The organism is Roseobacter sp. S87 (genome assembly GCF_055693285.1).
The window spans coordinates 545242-571263 of record NZ_JBVFTR010000004.1; the positions used below are offsets into that span (position 1 = coordinate 545242).

At 60.4% G+C, this 26022-nt stretch carries 26 protein-coding genes; 17 read left to right on the forward strand and 9 right to left on the reverse strand.

Annotated features, from left to right (window positions below; all coding sequences use genetic code 11):
* Window positions 1-2: 2 nt before the first annotated feature.
* The 5 genes from thrC (at window position 3) to ACZ1HA_RS03545 (ending at window position 5719) form a co-directional block, all read left to right on the forward strand.
* On the forward strand, window positions 3-1391 hold the full coding sequence (thrC, locus tag ACZ1HA_RS03525) for a threonine synthase (RefSeq protein ID WP_472712889.1): 1389 nt from the start codon (window positions 3-5) through the stop codon (window positions 1389-1391).
* Entirely contained in the window at window positions 1388-2650 is a 1263-nt protein-coding gene (locus ACZ1HA_RS03530) for a M16 family metallopeptidase (protein WP_472712890.1), read from the forward strand. Before thrC ends, ACZ1HA_RS03530 begins: the two co-directional genes overlap by 4 nt.
* On the forward strand, window positions 2650-3243 hold the full coding sequence (locus ACZ1HA_RS03535) for a GNAT family N-acetyltransferase (RefSeq protein ID WP_472712891.1): 594 nt from the start codon (window positions 2650-2652) through the stop codon (window positions 3241-3243). Before ACZ1HA_RS03530 ends, ACZ1HA_RS03535 begins: the two co-directional genes overlap by 1 nt.
* A 188-nt stretch (window positions 3244-3431) precedes the next feature.
* Window positions 3432-4262, forward strand: coding sequence for an MBL fold metallo-hydrolase (locus ACZ1HA_RS03540; protein WP_472712892.1), 831 nt, complete (start codon window positions 3432-3434; stop codon window positions 4260-4262).
* Between the two features lie 41 nt (window positions 4263-4303).
* Window positions 4304-5719 carry an FAD-binding oxidoreductase gene (locus tag ACZ1HA_RS03545; RefSeq protein WP_472712893.1) on the forward strand — a complete coding sequence of 472 codons (1416 nt, stop codon included), beginning with the start codon at window positions 4304-4306 and terminating at the stop codon, window positions 5717-5719.
* A 5-nt stretch (window positions 5720-5724) separates the two neighbouring features.
* Here ACZ1HA_RS03545 and ACZ1HA_RS03550 read toward each other — a convergent pair whose 3' ends face one another.
* The 6 genes from ACZ1HA_RS03550 to ACZ1HA_RS03575 form a co-directional block, all read right to left on the reverse strand.
* Window positions 5725-6075, reverse strand: a complete 351-nt coding sequence (locus ACZ1HA_RS03550) for a hypothetical protein (protein WP_472712894.1) — start codon at window positions 6073-6075, stop codon at window positions 5725-5727.
* 22 nt (window positions 6076-6097) lie between these two features.
* Window positions 6098-6883: an MFS transporter gene (locus ACZ1HA_RS03555; protein ID WP_472712895.1), complete on the reverse strand. Its 786-nt coding sequence runs from the start codon at window positions 6881-6883 to the stop codon at window positions 6098-6100.
* 24 nt (window positions 6884-6907) lie between these two features.
* On the reverse strand, window positions 6908-7438 hold the full coding sequence (locus ACZ1HA_RS03560; RefSeq protein ID WP_375228336.1) for an adenine phosphoribosyltransferase: 531 nt from the start codon (window positions 7436-7438) through the stop codon (window positions 6908-6910).
* A 10-nt stretch (window positions 7439-7448) separates the two neighbouring features.
* The gene (locus ACZ1HA_RS03565) at window positions 7449-8069 is read right to left on the reverse strand and encodes a LysE family translocator (RefSeq protein ID WP_472712896.1); all 621 of its coding nucleotides are present in this window, start codon (window positions 8067-8069) and stop codon (window positions 7449-7451) included.
* Between the two features lie 22 nt (window positions 8070-8091).
* On the reverse strand, window positions 8092-8964 hold the full coding sequence (locus ACZ1HA_RS03570; RefSeq protein WP_472712897.1) for an S-methyl-5'-thioadenosine phosphorylase: 873 nt from the start codon (window positions 8962-8964) through the stop codon (window positions 8092-8094).
* 117 nt (window positions 8965-9081) lie between these two features.
* Complete coding sequence (locus ACZ1HA_RS03575) at window positions 9082-10839, reverse strand: hypothetical protein (RefSeq protein ID WP_472712898.1); 1758 nt, start codon at window positions 10837-10839, stop codon at window positions 9082-9084.
* A 294-nt stretch (window positions 10840-11133) separates the two neighbouring features.
* Between ACZ1HA_RS03575 and ACZ1HA_RS03580 the strand changes: the two genes are divergently transcribed.
* Window positions 11134-12768: a SulP family inorganic anion transporter gene (locus tag ACZ1HA_RS03580; RefSeq protein WP_472712899.1), complete on the forward strand. Its 1635-nt coding sequence runs from the start codon at window positions 11134-11136 to the stop codon at window positions 12766-12768.
* A 60-nt stretch (window positions 12769-12828) separates the two neighbouring features.
* On the opposite strand, the gene ACZ1HA_RS03585 is transcribed toward ACZ1HA_RS03580, so the two are convergent.
* Both ACZ1HA_RS03585 and ACZ1HA_RS03590 read right to left on the reverse strand, forming a co-directional pair.
* Window positions 12829-13656, reverse strand: coding sequence for an endonuclease/exonuclease/phosphatase family protein (locus tag ACZ1HA_RS03585; protein ID WP_375228333.1), 828 nt, complete (start codon window positions 13654-13656; stop codon window positions 12829-12831).
* Between the two features lie 77 nt (window positions 13657-13733).
* Window positions 13734-14339, reverse strand: a complete 606-nt coding sequence (locus ACZ1HA_RS03590; RefSeq protein WP_375228332.1) for a flavin reductase family protein — start codon at window positions 14337-14339, stop codon at window positions 13734-13736.
* 89 nt (window positions 14340-14428) lie between these two features.
* On the opposite strand from ACZ1HA_RS03590, the gene ACZ1HA_RS03595 reads away from it, so the two are divergent.
* The 7 genes from ACZ1HA_RS03595 to ptsP all read left to right on the forward strand — a co-directional run bounded on the left by ACZ1HA_RS03595 (window position 14429) and on the right by ptsP (window position 21105).
* Window positions 14429-14920 carry a GNAT family N-acetyltransferase gene (locus ACZ1HA_RS03595; protein WP_472712900.1) on the forward strand — a complete coding sequence of 164 codons (492 nt, stop codon included), beginning with the start codon at window positions 14429-14431 and terminating at the stop codon, window positions 14918-14920.
* A gap of 45 nt (window positions 14921-14965) precedes the next feature.
* Complete coding sequence (locus ACZ1HA_RS03600; protein WP_375228330.1) at window positions 14966-15739, forward strand: EcsC family protein; 774 nt, start codon at window positions 14966-14968, stop codon at window positions 15737-15739.
* Between the two features lie 239 nt (window positions 15740-15978).
* Window positions 15979-16326 carry an NUDIX hydrolase gene (locus ACZ1HA_RS03605; protein WP_472712901.1) on the forward strand — a complete coding sequence of 116 codons (348 nt, stop codon included), beginning with the start codon at window positions 15979-15981 and terminating at the stop codon, window positions 16324-16326.
* Window positions 16327-16396: 70 nt separating this feature from the next.
* On the forward strand, window positions 16397-16819 hold the full coding sequence (locus tag ACZ1HA_RS03610) for a DUF1178 family protein (protein ID WP_472712902.1): 423 nt from the start codon (window positions 16397-16399) through the stop codon (window positions 16817-16819).
* Between the two features lie 4 nt (window positions 16820-16823).
* Complete coding sequence (locus tag ACZ1HA_RS03615; RefSeq protein WP_472712903.1) at window positions 16824-17462, forward strand: SDR family NAD(P)-dependent oxidoreductase; 639 nt, start codon at window positions 16824-16826, stop codon at window positions 17460-17462.
* A gap of 112 nt (window positions 17463-17574) precedes the next feature.
* A complete protein-coding gene (locus ACZ1HA_RS03620; protein ID WP_375228326.1) occupies window positions 17575-18813 on the forward strand; it encodes an aspartate kinase in 1239 nt (412 codons plus the stop codon).
* Between the two features lie 105 nt (window positions 18814-18918).
* Complete coding sequence (gene ptsP / locus ACZ1HA_RS03625) at window positions 18919-21105, forward strand: phosphoenolpyruvate--protein phosphotransferase (RefSeq protein WP_472715277.1); 2187 nt, start codon at window positions 18919-18921, stop codon at window positions 21103-21105.
* 9 nt (window positions 21106-21114) lie between these two features.
* On the opposite strand, the gene ACZ1HA_RS03630 is transcribed toward ptsP, so the two are convergent.
* Window positions 21115-22032 (reverse strand): LysR family transcriptional regulator, encoded by a 918-nt coding sequence (locus tag ACZ1HA_RS03630; RefSeq protein WP_472712904.1) that lies wholly within the window; start codon window positions 22030-22032, stop codon window positions 21115-21117.
* 122 nt (window positions 22033-22154) lie between these two features.
* On the opposite strand from ACZ1HA_RS03630, the gene ACZ1HA_RS03635 reads away from it, so the two are divergent.
* The 4 genes from ACZ1HA_RS03635 to ACZ1HA_RS03650 are packed head-to-tail and all read left to right on the forward strand — an operon-like array spanning window position 22155 to window position 25883.
* Complete coding sequence (locus tag ACZ1HA_RS03635; protein ID WP_472712905.1) at window positions 22155-22976, forward strand: putative hydro-lyase; 822 nt, start codon at window positions 22155-22157, stop codon at window positions 22974-22976.
* 25 nt (window positions 22977-23001) lie between these two features.
* Window positions 23002-24033, forward strand: coding sequence for a TRAP transporter substrate-binding protein (locus ACZ1HA_RS03640; protein WP_472712906.1), 1032 nt, complete (start codon window positions 23002-23004; stop codon window positions 24031-24033).
* 21 nt (window positions 24034-24054) lie between these two features.
* On the forward strand, window positions 24055-24603 hold the full coding sequence (locus tag ACZ1HA_RS03645) for a TRAP transporter small permease subunit (protein WP_472712907.1): 549 nt from the start codon (window positions 24055-24057) through the stop codon (window positions 24601-24603).
* Window positions 24600-25883: a TRAP transporter large permease gene (locus ACZ1HA_RS03650; RefSeq protein WP_472712908.1), complete on the forward strand. Its 1284-nt coding sequence runs from the start codon at window positions 24600-24602 to the stop codon at window positions 25881-25883. The genes ACZ1HA_RS03645 and ACZ1HA_RS03650 overlap by 4 nt, the downstream gene beginning before the upstream one ends.
* Window positions 25884-26022: the final 139 nt, after the last annotated feature.

The following is a 26022-nucleotide window of genomic DNA, read 5'->3' on the forward strand; positions in this document are numbered from 1 at the left end:
CTATGCGATACATCTCTACCCGTGGTACAGCGCCCATCCTGAATTTCGAAGAGGCAATGCTGACAGGTCTCGCGCGCGACGGCGGGCTGTATGTGCCTGAATCAATCCCGCAGATGAGCCACGACGACATCAGCGCGCTTGCCGGGCTGAGTTACGAAGAGACCGCCTATCGTGTCATGCGCCCGTTTGTCGGCGATGTTTTCACCGATGACGAATTCCGCGACATCATCGACCGCGCGTATGACGGTTTTGGCCATGCGGCACGCGCGCCGCTCAAGCAGCTTGCTCCGGATCATTTCCTGCTGGAACTGTTTCATGGCCCCACGCTTGCATTCAAGGACTTTGCGATGCAGCTGATCGGGCAGATGTTCCAGACAGCGCTGTCCCGGCGGGGCGAACGCGTTACAATTGTCGGCGCCACATCGGGCGACACCGGATCGGCTGCCATTGAGGCCTTTCGCGGGCTCGACAATGTGGATGTCTTTATCATGTACCCACACGGTCGCATCTCAGAAGTGCAGCGCCGCCAGATGACGACGCCTCAGGAATCCAACGTGCACGCACTGGCTGTGGATGGTGACTTTGATGACTGCCAGGCGCGTCTGAAAGACATGTTCAACGATTTTGAATTCCGGGACGGGGTGCGCCTTGCGGGTGTCAATTCGATCAACTGGGGCCGTGTCCTGGCGCAAATCGTCTATTATTTTTCCTCAGCGGTTTCGCTCGGCGCGCCGCATCGCCCGGTGAGCTTTACGGTGCCCACGGGCAACTTCGGGGATATTTTCGCCGGCTACATCGCCAAACGCATGGGCCTGCCGATTGACCGGCTGGTTGTGGCCACCAACCAGAACGACATTCTGCACCGCTGTCTGAGCGGACAGGGGTATCACAAGGGCGAAACAGTTCCCTCGATCAGTCCGTCGATGGATATTCAGGTCAGTTCCAATTTTGAGCGGGCATTGTTTGATGCCTACGACCGGGAAGCCCCGGCAATTGTTCAGCTGATGGATGAACTGAAAGCGGGTGGCTTTGATGTGAGCCAGGGCGCCATGCAGGTTCTGCAGTCGCATTACCAGTCCGGACGCGCCTCCGAAGACGAAACATCGCAAACCATCACGTCGGAACTGGCGGCCAGCGGTGAACTGCTCTGCCCGCATTCTGCCATCGGTGTGAAGGTTGCCGGCGCGCTGCGGGTGCCCGGAACCCCGATGATCACACTGGCCACAGCTCATCCGGCGAAATTCCCCGCTGCTGTCGAAAAAGCTTCGGGTGTTCACCCGCCCTTGCCTGCGCGTATGGCCGACCTGTATGAACGCCCGGAACGGGTGAGCAGGGTGGCCAATGATCTGGACGCGCTGAAAAATCATATCAGGGAGAACCTGTCCGCGTGACACTGCAGCAGCACCAGTTGCCAAACGGCTTTCGCATTGTAACCGAAGAAATGCCCGGGCTTGAATCCGCCTCCGTCGGCGTCTGGGTCACCGCAGGGGCCCGGCATGAGGCCCCGCACCAGAACGGCATTGCACATTTTCTTGAGCACATGGCCTTTAAGGGCACCAAAAGGCGCACCGCGCTGCAGATTGCCGAGGCTATCGAGGATGCGGGCGGGTATATCAATGCCTACACCAGCCGCGAGGTGACCGCGTATTACGCGCGTGTCCTGCGCAATGACGTGGGCCTTGCACTGGATGTGATCGCCGACATCCTGATCAACCCCACGCTTGAACCCTCAGAGATTGAGGTTGAACGCGGCGTGATCCTGCAGGAGATCGGCCAGACCCTTGATACGCCCGATGATGTGATTTTCGACTGGTTGCAGGAGGAAGCCTATCCGGATCATCCGATGGGCCGCACGATCCTTGGACCCGCCGAACGGGTTTCCGGGTTCAGTCGTGAGGACCTGCAGGGTTTCATTGCCGAACACTACGGCCCTGGCCAGATGATCCTGGCGGCGGCGGGTGCCGTTGATCATGACGCGATTGTGCAACTGGCTGAGAAACTCTTTGGCGGCATGGAAAGCAGAGCGCCATCTGCGGCACCCCTGGCACAGTTTGCCGGAGGCGAGCGGCGGCGCTCAAAAGACCTGGAACAGGCCCATTTTGCTCTGGCGTTTGAAAGCCCGGGGTACCGTGAGGATGCGATTTACACTGCCCAGATCTACGCGTCGGCACTGGGCGGTGGTATGTCGAGCCGTCTGTTTCAGGAAATCCGCGAAAACCGGGGACTTTGTTATTCCATCTTTGCGCAGGCCGGGGCCTATGCGGATACGGGCATGACCACCATTTACGCCGGAACCAGCGCAGGGCAGTTGCCGGAGCTGGCGACCATCACCATCGACGAGATGAAGCGCGCGGCGGACGATATGTCGCCGGCTGAAGTGGCGCGGGCGCGGGCCCAGATGAAAGCAGGATTGCTGATGGGGCTGGAAAGCCCCTCGAACCGGGCTGAACGCCTCGCCCGGCTGGTGCAGATCTGGGGGCGGGTGCCGCCGCTGGAAGAAACCGTCTCGATGATTGACGCGGTGACCACGGGGGATGTGCGCGAGTTTGCGGGCCGCATGGCGGCCAGCGCACCGGCGGCCCTGGCGCTCTATGGCCCGGTTGACACGGCACCTTCGCTGGAAGAACTGCAGGCGCGTCGGGCTGCGTGATGCTGCGCGGGTTTCGCAAACTCCGGATCGAAACGGAACGGATGACCCTCAGGCCGCCGATCCATTCTGATTTCCGTCCGTGGTCGAAACTGCGCGCGCAGAGTATTGACTATCTGACCCCACGGGAGCCGGCATGGGCTGAAGATCATCTGACGCGAAAGGCCTTTACCAACCGCGTTTACTGGGCGCAGCGGTCCGTATCAGGTGGCACAGCGCTGCCGCTCTTTCTGATCCGCCGGTCGGATGAAGCACTGCTGGGTGCGATCACGCTCGATAACATCCGACGGGGGCCGGCGCAGTCCGGAACGCTTGGCTACTGGACGGGCGCGCCTTTTGCGCGGCAGGGTTACATGCGTGAAGCGATTACGGCCGTGGTGCACTACGCGTTCACCCGGCTTGATCTCAGCCGGATTGAAGCGGCCTGCCTGCCGGAAAATGCGGCCTCCCGCGGTCTTCTGGAAACGTCAGGTTTCAAGTATGAAGGCGTTGCGCAAAGTTACCTTCAGATCAACGACCGCTGGCGGACACATGTTCTGTATGCCGCCCTGCGCAGTGACCGCCGGGGCAAAGTCCCGCACGCAGAGCGCGCGTGACCCAAATGCGCGGCTGCGCCACATTCTGAATATTCAGTTTTCCTGCGGAAAACCGCGGGGTGCCCGGCGAGAGGTATTGACTGCCAACAAATTGTGCAGGCCACCGCCTGTTTTGGATGCACGCGCGTCAGGTGTTGCTGAAAACTTCGGGGTTCGGGCTATACTCCTTTGTGAGAGAGGAGTGCGGGATGGCGCGGGTTCTGCTTTTACTGATGGTTCTGGTCTTTGGCAGTGCGGTTGAGGCGCAGTCACAAACTGCGGGTCGGACGCCCAGTCATTGTATCGCTCTCGCACAGCAGACACCCGGCCTCGAATATGTCGTTCCGGCCGCCCTGGGGCCGGTCGATGAAGAAACCGTGCGGATTCACTATATCACGCACGCGAGCTTTCTTGTGCGCAGCCACGGTGGGCTCAATATGGTCACGGATTACACCGGGTACACCGGCACGCTGCCGCTGATACCGGATGTCGTGACTATGAATCATGCGCATGCCACGCACTGGACCGCAAATCCGGACCCCGCCATTCCCCATGTCCTGCCAGGGTGGGGCGCTTTCGGCGAAGGCATAGATCACAGGCTTGATCTGGGCGAAGTTCTGGTCCGCAACGTATCGACGGATATACGGTCGCAGTTCTCCGGCATCGAAAAAGAAGGCAATTCGATTTTCATCTTTGAGATGGCCGGGCTGTGCATCGGCCATCTGGGGCATCTGCATCATGAACCGGACGCGGAACAATATGCCGCCATCGGGCGTCTGGATGTTGTCATGGCGCCGGTGGATGGCGGGTATACGCTGGATCTCGCGACCATGACGCGGGTGCTCAAACGACTGCGGTCGTCGGTTGTAATTCCGATGCACTGGTTCTCGCTCTTTGCGCTGGATGATTTCCTGGCAGGTATGGCCGATGATTTCGCCGTTGTCGAAGTGGGCGGGCCGTCGCTGGAGATGTCGCTGGACCGGTTGCCATCGCGTCCGACGATCATGGTGCTGCGGCCCGCGTTTCTGAGCGATCCCTAGAGCGCCCTTGCATCCCGGGCGTGGGCAGGGGATCAAGGGGCATGACACTCCGTTCCGCCGATGCCGCCTTTGAATCCACCCTGTCAGGACAGCTGGCTGATACTGTTCTGACGCGTTCTGAACCCAGATATCTGGAAGAACCGCGCGGCACCTTTACGGGCCGCGAAACGCTGGTGGCCCGCCCGGGTACCACAGAGGATGTATCCGCGATTGTCCGTCTTGCGGCAGAGCATCGTATTCCGGTCATGCCATATGGTGGTGGCACCGGCCTGGTGGGCGGTCAAATTTCGCCCGACGGGCCTTTGCCGCTCATCCTGTCGCTTGAACGGATGAACCGGGTGCGTGCGGTGCATCCCGAGGAGAACGTCATGATCTGTGAGGCCGGCGTCATTCTGGCAGATGTTCAGAAGACGGCAGCGGAAGCGGGACGGCTTTTTCCCCTGTCGCTTGCGGCTGAGGGAACAGCGCGGATTGGCGGTAACCTGGCCACCAATGCCGGCGGCACGGCAGTCCTGCGATACGGGAACACGCGTGATCTGTGCCTGGGGCTCGAAGCGGTTCTGCCGGACGGGCAGATCTGGCACGGGCTGCGCCGTCTGCGCAAGGACAACACCGGCTACGACCTGCGCCATCTGCTGATCGGGTCCGAAGGCACCCTGGGTGTTATAACGGCCGCCTCGCTGAAACTCTTCCCGCAACCGGCCGGCACAGGCACCGCGATTTTTGTGACGGAGTCTCCTGCGACAGCGCTGAGCCTGCTGGCTCTCGCGCGCAGCCGCCTCGGTGATCTTGTCACGGCGTTTGAGCTGATTTCGGGGCAGGCGTTCGCGTTTCTGGCCGCGGAACTGCCTCAGGTGCGTCAGCCCTTTGGCGATGCGCCCGCATGGTCTGTGCTGATCGAGATTGGTACCGTTGAAGGTATGTCTCCGGATGAAGCGCTGGCGGAACTCTTTGAAGCCGGGCTTGACGCGGGCTTGGTCAGCGATGGCGTGATTGCGCAGAACGCGCGGGAGGCCGATGATTTCTGGGCCGTGCGAGAGAACATCCCGATTGCCAACAAGGCCGTCGGGGCCATTGTATCCAGCGATGTGTCTCTGCCTCTGAGCGCCATCCCTTCCTTTATCGAAGCGGGTGTCAGCCGGATCGCCGCGGTAGGGGATTTCCGCATCAACTGTTTCGGGCATCTGGGCGATGGCAACCTGCACTACAACATTTTCCCGATGCCCGGACGCACCAAGAAAGAGCACCTGAACCAGCGTGCGGACCTGCAGCGCGCGATTCATGACCTGGTGCACGAGTTTGATGGCTCGTTCAGTGCAGAGCATGGCGTAGGCCGGCTGAAGGTTGCGGATCTGGAGCGCTATGGCGACCCGGCCAAACTGGGCGCCATGCGGGCGATTAAGGCGGCACTCGATCCCCTGGGGATTATGAACCCAGGCGCTGTTTTACGGACCTGACAGTATCAGACTGCTGCCGGAACGGTTTTGCGGAAAATGAACAGCCCGGGCAGGCAGATCAGAAACGCGAGGCTGCCCAGCCAGTATGTCATGGCAGTATTCTCCGCCGCTTCGGCGATACTTCCTGCGATACCGGGGGCCGCCATCATCACTGCATAGTAAATGGTAAAAAACACTCCCATGCCAAAAGCCCGGACCGCGTGCGGCAGGGCCTGGCCCGGCATGGTCATGATGGGGCCCGCAGCAAGGCCCATAAATAGGCCTGCGGCCCCGTAGATCAGCGCAGCGATGCCCGCCGGTGCCACAGCGAGCACCGGCATGACAACCGTGCAGAAAAGCAGGCTGGCGAAGATCACGCCGTCCCGATTCTGCAGCCGGTCAGAACAGAATGCCGCCCAGTGGTACACCGACGCCGACCATCAGAATAAACACGCTGACTACTGAGCTGGCCGCCGTCGCCGACATACCATTCTGTGCCAGCAGCAGCGGCCCGAATCCAAAAACCATTGCCAGACCGACGTTATACATACCCCAGATCGATGCAGCGGCGAGCAGGGGCGTCCAGTGCGCCGTGGTGCCGCCGGAAACAGCGCCTGCACCCTCTGCGGCAGGCGGGCTCTGATAGACAAGAACCAGCGCCAGCAGGCTCACCGCGATTGTCCCGATGAGGCCGGCCCAGGCCAGCAACAGACCACCGGTTCCTGCCAGAGGCGGCAGAACGAGCAGGGCCACGGCAATACCGAACGGCCAGGCTCCGATCAGAACGCCCATAGAGGTACCGATTTCGTACCCGGTGAACCAGTCGATGACCATTTTCGTCATAATTACGTTGATGATCACGCCGCCAACACCGGAAAGAGCCCGCCCGGCAGCCAGCAACCACCAGTCGCTCGCAAAGGCCATCAGAAGGGCACCTGTGATCATCAATCCGAGGCTGACGGCTGTGACCCGTTTGTCGCCGAAACGTGCGGCGATGGAACCGCCAGGGATCGCGACAAAGATGCCTGCACCCAAAAAGAGCCCGATCAGCACGCCGATATCTGCGAGGTTCAGGTCAAACCGTTCCGCAAGCTGTGGTGCCAGAGCCGCGACGGACTGAAACTGAAACGCCATGCAGGTGCGTGCGAAAAACAGGACGGCCAGAATGGCCCAGCGTTGTTGCATGGGTGGTATCCTGTTCCCTCGGTGTCAGAGACCGTCAAACGTGCAGAGCGCGTGAACTTCGACGCCCATCGCTTCAAGCTTTTTGCGCCCGCCAAGATCCGGCAGATCAATGATGAAAGATGTTGAAACGATTTCCCCACCCAGCCGTTCGATCAGGCGGATCCCGGCCTCTGCCGTGCCGCCGGTTGCCAGCAGGTCATCCACCACCAGTATTTTTTCGCCGGCCTCTATGGCGTCATCGTGAATTTCGACAATTGCTTCGCCGTATTCCAGTTTATAGTCCTGACTGATGGTCGTGCCCGGCAGTTTGCCCTTCTTGCGGATCGGCACAAACCCGACGGACAGCTGGTGCGCGATCGCACCGCCCAGGATGAAACCACGGGCCTCCAGCCCTACCACCTTGTCGATTTCCATACCGGCATAGGGGTGGAGCATCTGGTCGATGGCCATGCGGAAACCGCGCGGGTCCGCAAACAGAGTGGTGACGTCCCGGAACATGATGCCTTCATGCGGAAAGTCGACAATGGTGCGGATGTAGTCCTGAACAGTTTTCATAGTCTCTCTTTCAGGTGGTGCGGCGCAGGGCGGCTGTCATGACGCCCATCCCGATCAGGGCAGTGCCGCCGGCGCGGGTGATCCAGGCAAGGGCCGAAGGCCGGGCGATAAAACGGCGCAGGCGGTCTGCCATCAGCGCATAGGCCAGCGCGTTGAGTGCTGCGAGGCCGACGAAGGTTGCAATCAGAATGGCAAACTGTGGCAGGAGTGCCCTGTCCGCAGAGACAAACTGCGGCACGAAGGCAATGAAGAAGGCGATGGATTTCGGGTTCAGCGCGGTCACCGCCGCGGCGTGCCCGAAGACGCCCTGAGCGGTGACGTTTCTGGCAGGGGTCAGCCCTTCGGTGGGGGCTGAACGGATAAGTTTGACCCCGAGCCAGATCAGATAGATTGCGCCCGCCCACTTCAGCAGGGTGAAGGCAGTGGCCGAGGCCAGAACGATCGCACCCAGCCCCAGCAGAGAGGCCGTCATGGCGATCAGATCGCCCAGTGCGACACCCGCGGCAGAGGCCACCGCGACGGACCGGCCGCGCGACAGGGCATAACTCAGCACAAGCAGAACGGTCGGGCCCGGGATCAGGAGCAGGGCGGTTGAGGCGGCAACGAAGGTCAGCCAGAGATCAAGGGGCATTGAGCTGTCTTCCTGTCAGATATCAGAGGACACGGCCAGCGACCGCATCCAGTTTGGCCACAACCGACGGATCGCGCGCATCCGGCTGGGTCAGAATGGCGAATTCCAGCGCGCGGTCACACCCATGCGGGCAGGGCGCCCGGTCCGCCCCAAGAAGGCCCGGCAGGCGGCGTACGAGATCGCGGCCCTTGTCGGCGTTGCCCATCAGCGTTTTGATGATTTCGGTGACGTCAACTTCGCCATGGTCCGGATGCCAGCTGTCGTAATCGGTAATCATCGCCACTGACGCATAGCAAAGCTCCGCCTCGCGGGCGAGTTTCGCCTCGGGCATATTGGTCATACCGATCACATCCGCGCCCCAGCTTTCCCGGTACATCCGGGATTCAGCCAGGGTCGAAAACTGCGGCCCCTCCATGGCCAGATATGTACCACCGTCATGCACGGTAATCCCGGCATCCTTCGCCGCCGTAAGACAGGCCGCTCCAAGGCGCGGGCAGGTCGGATGGGCCACAGAAACATGGGCCACACACCCGGTGCCGAAAAAACTCTTTTCCCGCGCAAAGGTACGGTCGATGAACTGATCCACGATCACAAAATCGCCTGGCGCCATTTCTTCGCGGAAAGAACCGCAGGCGGACACGGATATCACGTCTGTCACGCCCAGACGTTTGAGTGCGTCAATATTGGCGCGGTAGGGGACTGTTGTCGGAGAGTGCATGTGCCCGCGTCCGTGCCGCGGCAGAAACACCATGTCGACACCACCCAGTGACCCGGTCAGCAGCGCGTCAGATGGCGCACCCCAGGGGGTATCAACCGTCACCCATTCGGTGTTTTCAAGCCCGTCGATGTCATAGAGGCCCGAGCCGCCGATGACGGCAATCTTTGTGCTGGTCATGAAGGGGGAATCCTTTTGCCTGTCGCGGAACAGCTTACCCAGCCGCACGCTTTTGAAAAGTGCAGACTGCATCTGATCACGGTGAGTTTTGGAATTCGCAAAGTCAGCGCACGCTGATCATTCCCGGCGGATGATCCCAGTGATTGCCGCTGCACCGAGCGCTGTGACGATCCAGCCTGCAGCAGCGAGGAAAAAGGACGCGCGCCACAGCCACAGCCCCCAAGGGCCGCGTCCCGCGGACGGCCCCCAGTGAACAGTCTGTCCGAAATCGATGATCGGGATGACCAGGTCCGCACCCCAGGCGATGGCATTGAACCGGGGGTAATCACGCCCGGGCGGGGGGCTGACGGTACCATCGCGCTGCACAACAGGCGTTTCCGCCCAGGCCTGTGCCGGGTTTGGAATACCGCTCCCGGACAGCGCAATCCAGACCTCTGAGCCATTCGCCGCCTCAGCGCCAGGCACGAATGAGCCCTCCCGCCACGTCATCTGGGCCATCGTGACGGCTATGACCACCAGCGTCGCGAGCATCCACATGCTGCGGAAAGGCCGGTACCCATATCCGACCGTGCGGCGCAGCATCACATCGATCGCCCATCTGCGGAAATTACTGGCATCCCGGGAGAGCCCGAGGAACGCCCTTGACCATGTGCCGTCATAGTCGGTGATGCGCGCGCGGTCCCGGATGTTTTTCATGATCAGGCGGTCGCGCTCGGCCAGGATCAGCCGGGAATCCCGGTCATGCCCACGCTCGCGCAATATTTTTGCGAGCTGCGTGAAAGGTTGCGGCAGGAAGTTTTCTTTTTCCGTGCTGCCTTTTCTGAGCCATTCAATAAAGGTGCCGGGTGAAATCGAGGGCCCGGTCATCCGGTCATAGGTAAAACCGTCGAGATCGAAGCGGTCCGCCGGGGGCCAGCTGTCCATGTCACTGTTCAGATCATGACGCAGGTCACCGACATGCGCAGATGTGAGGCTCACCCGGCCGTCTCCGAGGCGAATGCCTTCCCAGTGCAGCCCCTCCGAGACATTCATGCGCACAAGGCGGACGGCGGGTGTGGCCGGATCATCGCTGGCAGCATCAAATTCCGCGTGGTTCAGAACAAGGCGTCCGCCGACCTGTGCGCCGGAAAGGCTGAACATGCCTTTCACCCGTATGCCGGTGCAGTTGAGGTCGGATCTGATGACCGTATCCTGCGCCTTGAACGCATAGGCCGCGCCGTGCGCATCCAGGCTGGCGTTTTCGCAGGCCATCTGGCCGTTGATCACAGCCCCGTTCAGGGATACCCGGCCTGTCGCACAGAGGCTGCTCAGCGTGACGCCACCAGCAATTTCAGCGTTCTTTGCATTGAGCGCGAGATGTTTCGAGGGGCTGATGTCCGCGCCACCGAGGTCCAGACGACCGCCAATCCTTGCCGCAAACAGGTTGATGCCGCCGGTGTCCGTCACGTCACGCAGAATGACATCGTTTGCCGCATTCAGCCCGTGGCCGTTCAGCCCGCAGAGGTGGCTGCCATCCAGCCTGAGGTTCTGGATCTCTGACTGAAACAGCGTGAAAAGCCGGTCAAAACGGCAGTTTTGCAGACCGACCGCGCCATGCGATTTCACTGTGGCCAGATTGAGGGTGCCGGAGATAAATGCGCCGTGCAGATCGATGCCGGTGCTGGCCACCGGATTGATCTCACAGCCGCCCATGATCAGATAACGGAGGATGTCTGCGCGGATGAACTGCGCGCGGCGGGATCCGGCCTCGTCCGGCAGGTGCCCCCCGTTCAGCCTGCAGGGTTCGCCCGCGCGACAAGCTGCCAGCAGCTGGATTTCACCGGGCGTCAACGGCCGCAGAGCGTCCAGATCGGCATCGCATTGTACAGTGATCATCAATTCCCCCGTCGGTTGTCAGCTTAGCGCAGGGCGCAGATTTGGAAAGCGTTTTGAGACGGGTGGGTCCGTGTCGCAGGCGCTGTCGGGGTGTCTGCGGTTCTGTTTCCGGGAAGGGCCATTCAAGTGCCGGAACTTTCAGCATCTGCGGAAATTTACGACTAATTAACCGGAATGCGGGAGCTGTGAACCCGCCAGCGGGGTTTCCATTCGCCTGCAAAGGGTCTAGGGAGCGCGCAACCCGGTGCCGGATGCCCGGTAATCCCGCAGGACCTGACAGCACAGGAGCCATTCATGGCGAAGACGACCTTTCGTGAGTTTACCCGAAATCTTGATGTAACGGATCTGCGCTGGGCGCCGAAAGACGGGCTGACACCTGCGCGCCTGCGCATCGAGCTTCTGTCGGGGCTGACCGTGGCCCTGGCGCTTGTTCCTGAGGCGGTTGCGTTTGCTTTTGTGGCTGGTGTGCACCCGCTGGTGGGGCTTTATGCGGCGTTTCTGGTCGGGCTGATCACAGCCCTGATCGGTGGGCGGCCGGGGATGATTTCGGGCGCGACAGGGGCGCTTGCAGTCGTGATGGTGGCGCTCGTGGCCGAGCATGGGGTTGAATACCTCTTTGCTACCGTTGTGCTGATGGGGCTTTTACAGGTTTTCGCGGGGGTCATGCAGTGGGGCAAGTTTATCCGTCTTGTGCCGCATCCGGTGATGCTGGGGTTTGTGAACGGTCTGGCGATCGTGATTTTCCTGGCCCAGCTGGGGCAGTTCAAGGTGCCGGGTACCATGGAAAACACAGGCCACGGCATGGGTGGCGGTGAATGGCTGTCGGGTCAGCCGCTGGTTCTGATGCTGGCGCTGGTTGCCGTGACGATGGCGATTATCTGGGTCATGCCCCGGATCACCAAAGTGATCCCTGCACCGCTGGCCGGGATCGGCATTGTCGCCGCCATTGTGATTGCATTTGGCCTCGATGTGCCACGCGTGGGTGATCTGGCGTCGATCCAGGGCGGGCTGCCCAGCCTGCACATCCCGATGGTGCCGCTGAACCGGGAAACGTTCGAGATTATCCTGCCCTATGCGGTGATCCTGGCTGCCATCGGTCTGATCGAGAGCCTGCTGACGCTGAACCTTGTGGGTGATATGACCAATGAACGTGGCGGTGCGAGCCAGGAGTGTATCGCGCAGGGCGTGGCAAATACTGTTACGGGGTTCTTTGGCGGTATGGGCGGTTGCGCGATGATCGGTCAGTCGATGATCAACGTGAAATCTGGCGGGCGCACGCGGGTCGCCGGGATTGCCGCTGCGGTTTTCCTGCTGCTCTTTATTCTCGTCGGCTCTTCTGTGATTGAACTGATCCCGCTCGCGGCGCTGGTTGGTGTCATGTTTATGGTGGTGATCGGTACTTTTGCGTGGAACTCGCTCACCATCCTGCGAAAAGTTCCGCTTACGGATGCTTTTGTCATTCTGCTGGTGACAGTCGTGACAGTCCTCGAAGACCTTGCGGTAGCGGTGGTGGTTGGTGTCATCGTCAGCGCGCTGGCTTACGCGTGGAACAATGCGCGCCGCATTCACTCAAAAACCCGGGAGTCGCATACCGAGAAGGGTGCAAAAGTCTATGAGATCCAGGGGCCTTTGTTCTTTGGATCGTCTGACGGGTTTACGGAGCTTTTTGATGTGGCCGGTGACCCGGATACCGTGATCGTGGACTTTGCCGACAGCCGGGTGGTGGATCAGTCAGCGCTGCAGGCGATCGAAGCCATTGCCGAAAAATATGAGAGCGCTGGTAAAACACTGATGCTTCGGCATCTCAGCCGGGACTGTCACCGCCTGCTGAACAAAGCGGGGCAACTGATGGTCGACAGTGATGACGACCCTGACTATGCGCTGGCGGTTGATTACTCTGTAAAGACGGGAATGCTGGGCGGGCACTGACGGTGCACGGCGCTCTTGCCATCCGGCAAGACGCCCCGCCCACCGTCCCGCCAGCGGACGTCAGTAGATGCGGAAGCTCGCGACAAAGGGCAGGTGGTCGGAGACGTTCTTGCGGAACTTTTCGCGCCCCATGTCCATCGTCCAGTGCATGGGGAAAAGCCTCAGACTGCCTTTGATGTAGTCGGTTGAATAGTTGCGGCTGACCGCAAAGCCGTCGAGCAGATTGGCGCGGCCTTTTTCAAGGATGTGCGAAAATCTGTCCTGCAGATCCCAGCTGGACACGAAATCCATTGTGTCGTCGCCGCCCAGATAGTGAAAATTCGAGACATCCTGTCCGGGGATCATGTTAAAATCACCCATCAGGAAGATGGCACGCCGCATTGTACCCGGCGTCCGGTGAACCTCCGCAATATATTCGCCGATCACTTTGCACTGGCTGTCACGGATTTTCTGTTCATCCCTGTCACGGCCGGATTTGAGATGCACACCGATCACGATGGCTTTGAGCTTTCCGACCTTTACATCTACGGCGAAGGCCTGCCGCCCGCCCTGATAGGCGCCTTCGGAGCCGGGAATGAACCGCGGGTTGGTTACCTCGATGCCGGGCTTATGCAGAAACCCGATATGAATATTGCCGCTTTGCTGTGGCAGGATGGTGTAGTCGTATTCGACACCGTATTCCGCCAGTTTCCCGACCAGAGTTTCGATGTAACTGACGGGCGAGACTTCAACGAGGGTGACAAACTCGGCGTCCAGCAGCGCAAGTCCTTCGGCCTGGTTTGCCGCCTTCTGCGAGCGTCCGGAAATGCCGACAGGCCGGCCCGGACGGGAAAAACCTGCCAGATTCCAGACTGCTGCACGAATAATGGAATGGTTGAATGCGATCATAAATGCCCCCTTGAAAATATCCCTGGAGGCAGCCTAGCACAGCTTTGGGTAGAAACGAGTTTATTCAGCGTACGCTGTCAGTCGTCCGGTCGCGTCAGCTCGAAAATCTCGCGGACCACGGTGTAGTCACGGTACCCCATGCGCGACAGCGGCTGAAATGTCGTGACATCGAACCGGCCATCCACAAGTGTGTCATCGCGGATATGCACCCCCGTGACTTCGCCGAAGACAACAAAATTGGCCTCGCCGGGCAGTTGAACGATCTGCGTCATTCTGCATTCAAGGGATGCGGGCGCCCCGGCAACGCGCGCGCAGTCAATTGACGTACAGGCGGCCGGGGCGACGCCGGCGTGCGCGAATTCATCTGTTTCGCGCGGCAGCATCGCCGATGAGGCATTCATGACATCCCGCATAGCGTATTCCACGACGTTGACGCAGAACACGCCCGTCTCACGGATATTTGCTACGGAATCCTTGGTGTCACCCCGATCCTCTTTGGCTGCGGTCGAGGCGAACATGACCTGTGGCGGCACATAAGCCACGGCATTGAAGAAGGAATAAGGTGCCAGGTTGTTGCTGCCGTCAGCGGCGCGCGTCGAGATCCAGCCAATCGGCCGGGGTGAGACAATTGCGTTGAACGGGTTGTGCGGCAGACCGTGGCCGTCTTCGGGGCGGTAGAACATGATGCGCTCCTGCTTGTTTGCAGCCCACTTAACGCATGTGCTACGTCCGGGCCAGTTGAAACCCATTGAACCGGGACCTGCGAATTTCCGTGTATGAGCTGACTGTCGAAACTGCGCAGGATTTCCACGAAATTGAAGCGCTCTTTGATACCTGCTTTGCGCCGGGCCGCGAGGCGCTGTCGTCATACCGGCTGCGTGATGATGTACCGCCGGTGAAAGCGCTGTCACAGGTGGCGCGGGATGCAGAGGGCATTCTGTCCGGTGCAATCCGCTACTGGCCTGTGTCTGTGGGGAGTAAACCCGCTTTGCTGCTTGGACCGGTCGCCGTGCACCCGACACGTCAGGGCGAAGGGCTGGCGGGCAGGCTCATCCGGGACTCTCTGGCGCGCGCGACAGATGAAGGCTGGGCGCGGGTGATGCTGGTGGGGGATGCACCCTACTATGGGCGGTTCGGGTTTGACCGGCTTGAGAATGTGGAAATGCCGCCGCCGACCAACCCGGCGCGCGTGCTTGGCCGGGCTCTCGTTTCCGGCGCCTGGGATGGTGTCACAGGACAGGTAACACGGTTTGCACAAGATTGATTTCCGCACCGGCACTGCCCATTTCATGTGATGAAAGGGGAAGACATGGATCTGATCGAAGGCAGAACATCTCCACCGGATACAGAGGCTGAACTGGACGTTCTGGCCGAACGGTACCGCAACGCAGGCGGTGCGGGTATAGACCTGCTGAACCTGCTGGGCGGGCGTGCTGAAAGCATGCTGGACCGGTTGCCGGCACCTGTTCGCGCGGGGCTTGACGAGGCCACCACACGCGCGCTGCGCGAAGCGACAAAAGCTGCCCACTACAGCCGGGGCGTCGTGGGGGATCAGAAAAGCTGGCTTAATTCGGCTGCCGGCGCTGCGATGGGCGCCGTCGGCGGCATGGGCGGCCTGCCAACCGCGCTTGCTGAACTGCCGGTCACAACCACGCTGTTGTTGCGCGTCATCCAGGGTGTTGCATCCGAACATGGCTTTGACCCCGAAGAAGAGAATGTACGGTTCGATTGCATAACGGTGTTTTCCGCAGCCGGGCCGCTCAGCGATGATGACGGGGCAGATCTTGCGTTTATATCGGCACGTGTGGCGCTGACCGGGCCGGCGGTGCAGGGGCTGATCGCGCGGGTGGCACCCCGACTTGCCACAGTTCTTGGTCAGAAACTCGCGGCACAGGCGGTTCCGGTCCTGGGTGCTGTGGCCGGGGCGGCGACGAACTACGCCTATACCAGCTACTATCAGGAGATGGCGCATGTCCATTTCGGTCTGCGCAGACTGGCGATTGAAGCGGACCTTCCACTGGAGGAACTGACGCACAGGTTGCGCGACCGGCTGCCTCAACAACGCAGTGATGTCCGTTCCTGATCGGGGCGGCACACACTGCCTGGGCCGCTGTCGGGGCCGTGTTCTTGGCAAATCATTGTTTTTCGGGCATGATAGCAGCGGGAGCAGACAACCGGGTGTCACATCCGGACAAATAAGACGCGTAAACGCACGATGATAAAACAACTGCCCATATCCGTTTCCGGGGCGCGCAAAGACGATGTAAGGTCGCAGTTCGCTGCGCTCTGCTACCGGATTCAAAAAACAAAATCCGCATTCTGTTGATTACGTCCCGTGGCACGAGACGCTGGATTGTGCCCAAAGGCTGGCCCGTGGACGGACAGACGCCCGCCGAAACGGCGGCTATGGAAGCCTGGGAAGAAGCGGGCGTACGGGGCCGATCGGACGGCCGGTGCCTGGGGATTTATTCATACAGCAAGGATACTGAGGAAGCCGGTGAGTTTCCCTGCCTTGGCATGATTTTCCCGGTCGAGGTGACAGCTATTGCAGACGATTACCCCGAAGCAGGTCAGCGCGAACGTGTCTGGGTGTCCCGCAAAAAGGCGGCGCGTATGGTGGATGAACCCGAACTGGCGCGGATACTGCTGGACTTTGACCCGCGCGCATAAAGGCATGCGGTCTTGACCAGCGCGCTATGCTGTACCATCTCAGGAGAGAACGGAGCGGAGACTGACCTGAATGATCAGCTACACCCTGAAATGTGATAACGGGCACCGGTTTGACAGCTGGTTTCAGTCGGCTGAAGCTTTTGACAAACTTGTCAGTGCAGGACATCTGGCCTGCGCCGAATGCGGTTCCGGGGCGGTGAGCAAGGCAATGATGGCGCCGCGGGTTTCCACCTCCGATGCTGTTGAAGCCAGTCCGCTTCAGGCACCGGCCAGTGAAGCGGAACAGAAACTTGCCGAACTGCGCAGGCATGTTGAAGAGAACGCGGATTACGTGGGCGGTAAATTCGCCGAAGAGGCGCGCTCGATGTATCTTGGTGCAACGCCGGAGCGTGCGATCTATGGCGAAGCGAACGGCGAAGAGGCAAAAAAGCTGATAGAGGACGGTATTCCCGTGGCACCTCTGCCGTTTTTGCCCGGAAGAAAGGCAAACTGACAGCATGACAATCGTCATTACCGGCACGAGCCGCGGCATCGGAGCGGGGCTGGCTGCAGCCTTCGCCGCGCGGGGCGAAGACGTTATCGGAACAACCAGGGCAGGGGACTGGCCGCTCGATGTGACCGATCCGGCCTCACATGCTGCTTTTGCAACAAAGCTCGCCGGCCGCCCGGTTGATCTTCTGGTCTGTAACGCCGGTGTGTATCTCGACAAGGGTCACAGTCTGGGGGATGGCTTTGCGCCTGATCTGTGGCGGCAAAGCTTTGATACCAATGTGACCGGCGTCTTTCTGACAGTTGAAGCGCTGCTGCCCAACCTGAGGGCGGCGAAGGCGGCAAAGATCGCGATCATCTCCTCACAGATGGCATCCAGTGAAAGAGCGCCTGGTGGCAGCTATATTTACAGGGCTTCGAAAGCCGCTGTGCTGAACCTTGGGCGCAACCTGGCAAAGGATCTGGCATCGGAGAACATTGCCGTTGGCATTTATCATCCCGGTTGGGTCCGCACGGACATGGGTGGTGCCGGTGGTGAGATCGGCGTCGACGATTCCGTCGGCGGTCTTGTTGCCCGGTTCGATGATCTCGCCATGGCCACAACCGGTTGTTTTGAAACATGGGACGGCCGGCCGCACGCTTTTTGATGACGTCTGAAAGCTGATTTCAGCAAAAGAGAGCCCCTGGTGCCGCCCCATGCCTTGTGATCCTGTGCCGGTGCGCGTAAACCCGCGTCGGATGAGATAAGGGACCAGGGATATGCCTGTTCTGGTAATGAAATTCGGCGGCACTTCTGTCGCCACGCTGGACCGGATCCGGCGCGCGGCCAAGCGGGTCGGTGTCGAGGTGGCCAAGGGCTATGACGTCATCGTCATCGTGTCGGCCATGTCCGGCAAGACCAATGAACTCGTAGGCTGGGTTGGCGAAACGTCACCGCTTTATGATGCGCGTGAATACGACGCTGTGGTGTCATCGGGCGAGAACGTCACGGCGGGCCTGATGGCGCTCACCCTGCAGGAAATGGACGTCCCGGCGCGCAGCTGGCAGGGCTGGCAGGTGCCGGTCAAAACGACGTCTGCTCACAGCCAGGCGCGCATCGAAGAGATCCCGACGGACAATATCACTGCCAAGTTCGGCGAGGGTATGAAGGTGGCTGTTGTGGCCGGGTTCCAGGGCGTCAGCCCGGAGGGCCGCATCACTACGCTGGGCCGTGGCGGGTCAGATACAACCGCGGTAGCCTTTGCCGCGGCCTTTGGCGCGGAGCGGTGCGATATCTATACGGATGTGGATGGTGTCTACACCACCGACCCGCGTGTTGAAGCGAAGGCCCGCAAGCTCGACCGGATTGCGTTCGAGGAAATGCTGGAGCTGGCGTCGCTGGGTGCCAAAGTTCTGCAGACGCGCTCTGTTGAGCTGGCGATGCGGTACAAAGTCAAACTGCGGGTTCTGAGCAGTTTTGAGGAACAGTCAGACGAGGCCGGTACACTGGTCTGTGACGAGGAGGAAATCATGGAAAGCAATGTTGTTGCAGGCGTCGCGTTCAGCCGCGATGAGGCCAAGATGACCCTGGTCAGCGTCGCTGACCGTCCCGGGATCGCGGCGAGCATCTTCACTGCGCTCAGCGATGCCGGTGTGAACGTCGACATGATCGTTCAGAACATCTCGGAAGAAGGGCGCACGGATATGACGTGGTCCTGTCCGACGGACCAGGTGATGCGGGCGCAGAACGCTGTTGAAGACGCGAAATCCAACGGCATCATCAACTACCAGGAAGTCATCGCGGATACTGATGTCGCCAAGGTCAGCGTCGTGGGCATTGGCATGCGCAGCCACACGGGTGTTGCGGCGAAAATGTTCCAGGTGATGAGTGCGGAAGGCATCAACATCAAAGTCATTACGACATCAGAAATCAAGATTTCTGTTCTGATCGACAGGAAATACATGGAACTCGCCGTGCAGGCGCTGCATGATGCCTTCGATCTCGACAAGGCAGCCTGATCACATCTGAGGCAGGCTGCTCATCGCTGACCTGGGAGGGGTGCGACAGTGGCAGAACGTCCTGAAACCGGGTCCCGACGTCTTCTGGGGCGGCTTCGCGACGCGATGGCGGGCGATGTCGAAGGACAGGCGCGTCTCGACCGGATTACGCAGATCATTGCTGACAGTATGGGCTGCGAAGTCTGTTCCATTTATCTCTTCCGGGATGAAAAGACGCTTGAGCTCTGCGCGACCGAAGGTCTGAACCAGGACGCTGTCCACAAGACACGGATGAAGGTTGGTGAGGGTCTGGTGGGCAAGGTTGCGCGCCGCCGGATGGTTGTGAACGAAGCTGATGCGCCCAGGGCCCGGGGCTTCCGGTACATGCCCGAGACGGGCGAAGAGATCTATTCCAGTTTCCTTGGTGTGCCGGTGCTGCGGCTGGGCGAACCGCTGGGCGTGCTTGTGGTGCAGTCGCGTGCGGCCCGGGTGTATTCGGCCGATGAGGTTTACGCGCTCGAAGTGGTCGCGATGGTGCTGGCAGAGATGACAGAGCTTGGCGCGTTTGTCGGTGAGGGTGCAGCAATGTCTGCGCGGCATTCGCAGCCTGCGATGTTCCGTGGCACGGTGGGCCAGGAGGGCGCTGCCGAAGGACACGTCTGGCTGCATGAGCCGCGCGTGGTGGTAACCAACCCCATTGCGGATGATCCCACACGTGAAGCCGAACGCCTGCGCGAGGCGGTGGAGCAGCTGCGGGTCGGTGTAGACAAAATGCTGGAGATTGCCGGCACGCAAGACAAGGATCAGGCTCAGGTCCTTGAGACCTACAGAATGTTTGCCAATTCGCGCGGCTGGATGCGCCGGATGGAGGAAGACATCGCTAACGGACTTTCCGCTGAAGCCGCAGTTGAAAAAGAACAGTCGCTGGCGCGGGCGCGTATGGGTGGTGTGACGGATAATTACCTGCGCGAGAGGCTGAGTGATCTGGACGACCTCAGCAACCGGCTGTTGCGGATCCTGACGGGGCAGGGCGCTGATACCGGTGCCGAGATGCCTGCGGACCCCATTCTGATTGCGCGCAACATCGGCCCTGCAGAGCTGCTGGAGTACGGGCGCAGCCTGCGCGGTATTGTGCTGGAGGAAGGCTCTGTCGGCAGCCACGCGGCCATTGTGGCACGGGCACTGGCCATCCCGCTCGTGGTCCATGCCGCACGGGTGACGACAGAAGCGCTCAATGGCGACCACATCATGGTAGATGGTGAACAGGGTATTGTGCACCTGCGCCCTGATGAAACCGTGGTAACGGCGTTCCGGGACAAGATCGCGATGCTGGCCGAAGCGCAGGAACGCTATGCCTCGATCCGTGACAAACCCGCTGAAACGCTGTGTGGCAATACCGTCAGTCTGCATATGAACGCGGGTCTGATGGCGGACCTGCCGTCGCTCCCCAGCTCAGGTGCCGAAGGGGTCGGTCTGTTCCGGACGGAACTGCAGTTTCTGGTACGCAACCAGATGCCGCGCCGTGCCGAACTGGTCGCATTGTACGCGCGGGTGCTGGATGCGGCGGGCGGCAAACCCGTGGTCTTCCGCACGCTGGACATCGGATCGGACAAGGTTCTGCCTTACATGAAGCCGAACGATGAGCCCAACCCGGCCCTCGGATGGCGCGCCATACGGGTGGGTCTGGACAAGCCCGGCATCATGCGGATGCAGCTTCAGGCGCTGATACGCGCGGCGAACGGACGCCCGCTGACTGTGATGTTCCCTTTTGTGGCGCAGCTGGAAGAATACCGTGCGGCGCGCCGGCTGATGGACAAGACGATGGCCGCAGAAGAACGGCTTGGGCACGTATTGCCGGAAAGTGTGCGCATCGGCGCGATGCTGGAAACGCCCAGCCTGGGGTTTGCGCCAATGAAGTTCTTTGAAGAGGTGGATTTCCTGTCGATCGGCGGGAACGACCTCAAACAGTTCTTTTTCGCCGCCGACCGGGAAAATGAGCGGGTGCGGCGGCGTTATGATACGCTGAATGTCTCTTTCCTGAGCTTCATAGAGAGCATTGTCGAACGCTGCAGTGTCAGCGGCACGCCACTGTCGTTCTGCGGTGAGGATGCGGGCCGCCCGGTAGAAGCGCTTTGTTTTGCGGCGATCGGGTTGCGGTCCCTGTCGATGCGGCCGGCATCCGTCGGGCCCGTCAAGAGCCTGTTGCGGCGTTCTGATCTGAGCCAGGTACGGAAAGTCATCGCGGATGCCCGTCACCGGGGTGAGATGTCGGTGCGCCCGGCGATTATGGAATGGCTGAAGTCACAGGGCTGAAGGCCGAGCCTATTCGTCTGAGTGTCCGGCCTGCGTGCTCAGCGGATTTTCATGTAAAAACGCCACCGCCTCTTTTGTCAGATCCTCCATCAGGCGGCTGGCCGGGCTGCCGGAAACATAAGACGCGGTGAATGCAATGGGCGGCAGGACAGCATCTGTTTTCAGCAGTTCCAGGCTCCCGCTGTCCAGTTCCGGCCCGATGACCTTTTCCGGCACCGCACAGATCCCGAAGCCGCTGCTGGCAAGCCGAACGAGAGCGCCCAGCGAAGAAGATGTTGTCATGGCAGGCAGCGTGGTGCTGTGTTTTGCCAGAAGCTCCCGGATCTGCCGGCTGGGTTTGGTATCCGCAGCGAAAGTGAGGACTGTCTCTGCTGCAATATCGGCAAGGGACCAGTGTGCGTGTCGTGTGGCCACTTCTGGTGCGGCAGCAAATACCATGCCGAAAGCACAAAGATCGCGGTTGGTCACACTGACCTCAGCGACCGGTCCCATGAGAAACGCGAGATCGAGTTCCCGGGCGACCAGCGCGTTGCGCATGCTGTCGGTGGAATCGACCATCAGATCAAAGGACAATCCTGGCCGGGTCTGCCCGAGGCAACTGAGATAGTCCGGCAGCCAGCTGGCAACGATGGTTTCGGATGCGCCGAGCCGGATGGTTTGTTTGATGCCCGTCTGCCCGGAAAAAGCTGACAGAATATCCTGCTCAAGCGCCAGTTGTTTTTGCGCGAATGTTAGCAGACGCCGCCCATCGGGTGTGAGCTCGGCATTGCGGTTCTGCCGGATGAAGACAGGTGCCCCCAGATCCTGTTCCAGCATCTGGATACGGGCGGAAACAGCTGGCTGCGTCAGGTTCAGCTTGTCAGCAGCTGCCCGAAAACTCTGCAACGTCGCAATCCAGTAGAAAGTGTCGAGATTTCTGATCCGCATGCTGGTTCCTTTTGATAAAATATTTCTATTGGATTTGGAAAAAATAATCAATTTGACTGGATGGCCCGCAAAACTGACACTGGTGCCACTCGAATTTGTGACCGGGCCCCGGGGAGGCACTGTTGGTATCCACGCACAAAGATCTGGCTGAACTGGACGTTCATGCCCTGCGCGCCCTGATCCGCGAGGGTGGCTATGCGCGCCATACGGCCGGGCTGGCCGCCGGGCGGCTGCAGTGCAATCTGGCCATTCTGCCGGAACGTTACGCCCATGATTTCATACGGTTCTGCGAGCTGAACCCAAAGCCCTGTCCGATCGTCGCCATTGGCGCTCCCGGTGATCCTGCGCTGCCTGATCTTGGTGCAGATATCGACATCCGCACAGATGTGCCCCGCTACCGTCTTTTCCGGGATGGGGAGCTGGCCGGCGAGGTGACGGACATCCGTGACGACTGGCAGGATGACTTTGTGACGGTCGCCCTCGGGTGTTCCTTTACATTTGAAAATGCGCTGCAGGCGCACGGTATTGCGGTCAAACACATCGACCTCGACCAGACCGTACCAATGTACCGCAGCAACATCGCGCTGGCCGGCGCCGGCCCGTTTGGCGGAGAAATGGTTGTGACCATGCGCCCGATCCCCGCTGACCGTGTGGAAGACGCCTGGAACATCAGTGCGCGGTATCCGCAGGCGCATGGCGCCCCCATTGCCAGAGGCGATGCAACGAGCATCGGGATCGAAGACCTGGCCAGACCGGACTGGGGCGACCCTGTCGAGGTGTCCCCGGGCGAGGTCCCGGTCTACTGGGCCTGTGGTGTCACGCCGCAGAACGTTCTGATGAAAGCAAAAATCCCCTTCTGCATCACACATGCGCCCGGTCACATGCTGATCGCAGACGTGGCCGAGGACGCGGATATCCCGGCATTCAACGCACATAACCACTGAATAAAATCCAACGAGGAGACATCACATGCGCAAGATACTCACGGCTCTGGCAGCCAGCACAGCGATTGCAACACCGGCCCTTGCCGAAAACCTGTCGGTGGTCGGCAGCTGGTCCAGCCTGCCGCTGCACAAACAGTACGAGGCACCTTTCTGGAGCGAGAAACTGCCTGCTGCTTCCGGCGGTAAACTGACCGTTGAACTCACTACGCACAACCAGATGGGCCTGGGCCTTGGCGATATTTATCCGCTTCTGGGGCAGGGGGTCTATGACGTGGCGATGACCGTTGCGGACTACGCGGTGGCAGATGCACCGGAGCTGGAAGGGCTGGATGTGCCGCTTCTGGCACTGACGGCTGATGAAGCCCGTGCCATGGTGGATGCGGCCCGTCCGATGGTGGCGGACATATACCGGGACCGGTTCAACGCGCATGTTCTGGCGATTGCGCCCTATCCGCCGCAGGTCGTGTTCTGCAATCACGAGATCGCCGGTCTGGATGATCTGCAGGGTCTGAAAGTGCGTGCATCGGGCCGGATGACCGCAAAACTGCTCGAAGCTCTCGGGGCTGAGGGTGTGAATGTATCCTTTTCCGAAGTGCCGGGCGCGCTGCAGAATGGCGTGGTTGACTGCGCCGTGACAGGTGCGGGGTCCGGGTACAGCGCGGGCTGGTGGGAAGTGTCCACACACCTGATGCCGCTGCCGCTGGGTGGATGGGATTCGGTCGTAACGGCCGTGAACCTCGACAAATGGAACGGCATGGATGCGGACACGCAGGCACTGATCGCGTCCGAGGCCAAGGCGGGGTTCGAGGATCCGGCCCGGGCATCGGCGCAGGACGCGCTTGTCAATGACATCGCATGTCTGACCGGCAACGGTGACTGCCCCGCTGGCGACAGCCGGTCTATGGTGCTGGTCGAGGCATCTGATGCGGACTTTACCAAAGCCCGCGATATCCTGACCTCCGAAGTGCTGCCGGACTGGGCAGAGCGTGCGGGCGGCGACTGGGCGGCCCGCTGGAACGCCTCTGTCGGTCAGGTTGTTGGCGTAGAAATCAAGTAACCCACCTGTACGGGGCCCCGGATGGAACAGAAAGTTATCGCGCAGCTGCGCCGGATCAACCATGCCATTGCGCTGCTGGTCGGGCTGATGCTCTTTGCCTGCGCCGGTGTTGTGCTGCTCGATATTATCCTGCGCCGTCTCGGGGGCTCACTGGGGGGGACGGACGAGATCAGCGGCTATGTGATGGCCATTGCCACCTCATGGGGGATGGCCTTCACGCTGCTGGAACTCGGACACGTCCGGATTGATCTGTTGCGCAGCCGGGGAGGCGAAATGGTGCGTTCTCTCTTTGACGTCTTTTCTATGGTCGTCATGAGCGCTGTGATCGTGACGGTTGCCACCAAGGCCTGGCCGGTTGTGGAACGCTCGCTGAACAACGGGTCCCGTGCCAACACGCCGCTGGAAACCCCGCTGGCCTGGGTGCAGACCCCGTGGTTCGCCGGCTGGGTATGGTTTGCCGTTGTCTCCTGCATCATGAGCCTGGTCGCACTGTCGCTGACCATGAAGGGCCGCCACAGTGAGGTTGAAACCGCCGTCGGGGCCTTTGCGGAACAGGACATGCTGCAATGATCGGATCTGTCGCCGCAGGACTGCTGGGCCTGCTTACCCTGTCGATCCCGGTGGGCATTGTGCTTTTTCTGCTGGGATTTGGTGTCGATACCTTTTTCTCGTCCTTCCCGCTCACACGCGGACTGGGAAACATGGTGTGGTCGTCTTCAAACTCCGCGACGCTGATTGCCATCCCGTTTTTTGTGCTGCTCGGGGAAATCTTGGTGCGCAGCGGGGTAGCAACACGGACCTATGCCGCCCTTGACCGCTGGGTAAGCTGGCTGCCGGGAGGCTTGGTCCACGCCAATATCGCAACAGCTACCATGTTCTCCGCAACGTCCGGATCTTCGGTAGCCACGGCAGCAACAGTTGCGACGGTTGCCATGCCCCAGGCGGAAAAACTGGGATATGACCCGAAACTCTTTTCCGGGGCCATTGCAGCAGGCGGCACACTGGGGATCATGATCCCGCCTTCGATCAATCTGATCGTTTATGGGTTTCTCACACAATCCTCGATCCCACAGCTCTTTCTGGCAGGGCTCTTGCCGGGGCTCGGGCTTGCGCTGGCCTTCATGGTCATTACCGTTCTTTTGTGCCTGATCCGCCCCGGGCTGGGGGGCGTCAGGCGCACTTTTCCGCTGGCGCTGATGCTGCGCGCGCTGATAGATCTGGTGCCGATCCTGCTGCTCTTTGGCCTGATTGTCGGGTCGATTTACAAAGGCTGGGCCACCCCAACCGAAGCGGCATCTGTCGGGGTTGCAGGCGCGCTGCTGATCGCGCTGTTCTTCGGTGGCGTCTCTTTTGACATGCTGCGGCAGAGCGTTCTGGGCACTGTCAAAATCACCTCTATGATCATGCTGATCGTGATCGGTGCATCATTTCTGAATTTCACGCTTGCCTCTGCCGGGCTGGGGCGCGAGCTGACGGATTTTATGAACGGACTGGGCCTCACACCAATGGGGACAATTCTGGTCGTTGTGGTGCTCTACATTGTGCTTGGGTTCTTCATCGAAACCCTGTCGCTGATGGTGGTGACGATCCCGATTATCGTGCCGCTGGTTGTGGCGCAGGGGTTCGATCCCATCTGGTTCGGCATCCTGATGATCGTGCTGATTGAGATGGCGCTGATCACACCGCCTGTCGGGCTGAACCTCTATGTGGTTCAGGGCGCGCGCAAATCGGGCACCTTGTCGGAGGTGATGCTGGGCACAATCCCTTATGTGATTGCAATGCTGCTGATGGTTGGTGCGCTGATTGCCTTTCCGTCGATCGCATTGTTCCTGCCACAGGCTCTGCAATAAGGCGAAATTGCTGGTCCCGGCAAAGGAAACTGCCCGGATCTGTTTGCTGTCCAAACATCGGGCGGAGCTCCGGTTCTGCGGTCAAATACCGGCACGGGCGCGGCCTGATTACTGGCGCCGGCCGTGACGCAACGTGGAC

Coding starts and splice junctions, on each gene's coding strand:
- thrC (WP_472712889.1), top strand. CDS start 3: ATGCGATACATCTCTACCCGTGGTACAGCGCCCATCCTGAATTTCGAA.
- ACZ1HA_RS03535 (WP_472712891.1), top strand. CDS start 2,650: ATGCTGCGCGGGTTTCGCAAACTCCGGATCGAAACGGAACGGATGACC.
- ACZ1HA_RS03540 (WP_472712892.1), top strand. CDS start 3,432: ATGGCGCGGGTTCTGCTTTTACTGATGGTTCTGGTCTTTGGCAGTGCG.
- ACZ1HA_RS03545 (WP_472712893.1), top strand. CDS start 4,304: ATGACACTCCGTTCCGCCGATGCCGCCTTTGAATCCACCCTGTCAGGA.
- ACZ1HA_RS03555 (WP_472712895.1), bottom strand. CDS start 6,883: ATGCAACAACGCTGGGCCATTCTGGCCGTCCTGTTTTTCGCACGCACC.
- ACZ1HA_RS03560 (WP_375228336.1), bottom strand. CDS start 7,438: ATGAAAACTGTTCAGGACTACATCCGCACCATTGTCGACTTTCCGCAT.
- ACZ1HA_RS03565 (WP_472712896.1), bottom strand. CDS start 8,069: ATGCCCCTTGATCTCTGGCTGACCTTCGTTGCCGCCTCAACCGCCCTG.
- ACZ1HA_RS03570 (WP_472712897.1), bottom strand. CDS start 8,964: ATGACCAGCACAAAGATTGCCGTCATCGGCGGCTCGGGCCTCTATGAC.
- ACZ1HA_RS03575 (WP_472712898.1), bottom strand. CDS start 10,839: ATGATCACTGTACAATGCGATGCCGATCTGGACGCTCTGCGGCCGTTG.
- ACZ1HA_RS03580 (WP_472712899.1), top strand. CDS start 11,134: ATGGCGAAGACGACCTTTCGTGAGTTTACCCGAAATCTTGATGTAACG.
- ACZ1HA_RS03585 (WP_375228333.1), bottom strand. CDS start 13,656: ATGATCGCATTCAACCATTCCATTATTCGTGCAGCAGTCTGGAATCTG.
- ACZ1HA_RS03590 (WP_375228332.1), bottom strand. CDS start 14,339: ATGTTCTACCGCCCCGAAGACGGCCACGGTCTGCCGCACAACCCGTTC.
- ACZ1HA_RS03600 (WP_375228330.1), top strand. CDS start 14,966: ATGGATCTGATCGAAGGCAGAACATCTCCACCGGATACAGAGGCTGAA.
- ACZ1HA_RS03610 (WP_472712902.1), top strand. CDS start 16,397: ATGATCAGCTACACCCTGAAATGTGATAACGGGCACCGGTTTGACAGC.
- ACZ1HA_RS03615 (WP_472712903.1), top strand. CDS start 16,824: ATGACAATCGTCATTACCGGCACGAGCCGCGGCATCGGAGCGGGGCTG.
- ACZ1HA_RS03620 (WP_375228326.1), top strand. CDS start 17,575: ATGCCTGTTCTGGTAATGAAATTCGGCGGCACTTCTGTCGCCACGCTG.
- ptsP (WP_472715277.1), top strand. CDS start 18,919: ATGGCGGGCGATGTCGAAGGACAGGCGCGTCTCGACCGGATTACGCAG.
- ACZ1HA_RS03630 (WP_472712904.1), bottom strand. CDS start 22,032: ATGCGGATCAGAAATCTCGACACTTTCTACTGGATTGCGACGTTGCAG.
- ACZ1HA_RS03640 (WP_472712906.1), top strand. CDS start 23,002: ATGCGCAAGATACTCACGGCTCTGGCAGCCAGCACAGCGATTGCAACA.
- ACZ1HA_RS03645 (WP_472712907.1), top strand. CDS start 24,055: ATGGAACAGAAAGTTATCGCGCAGCTGCGCCGGATCAACCATGCCATT.
- ACZ1HA_RS03650 (WP_472712908.1), top strand. CDS start 24,600: ATGATCGGATCTGTCGCCGCAGGACTGCTGGGCCTGCTTACCCTGTCG.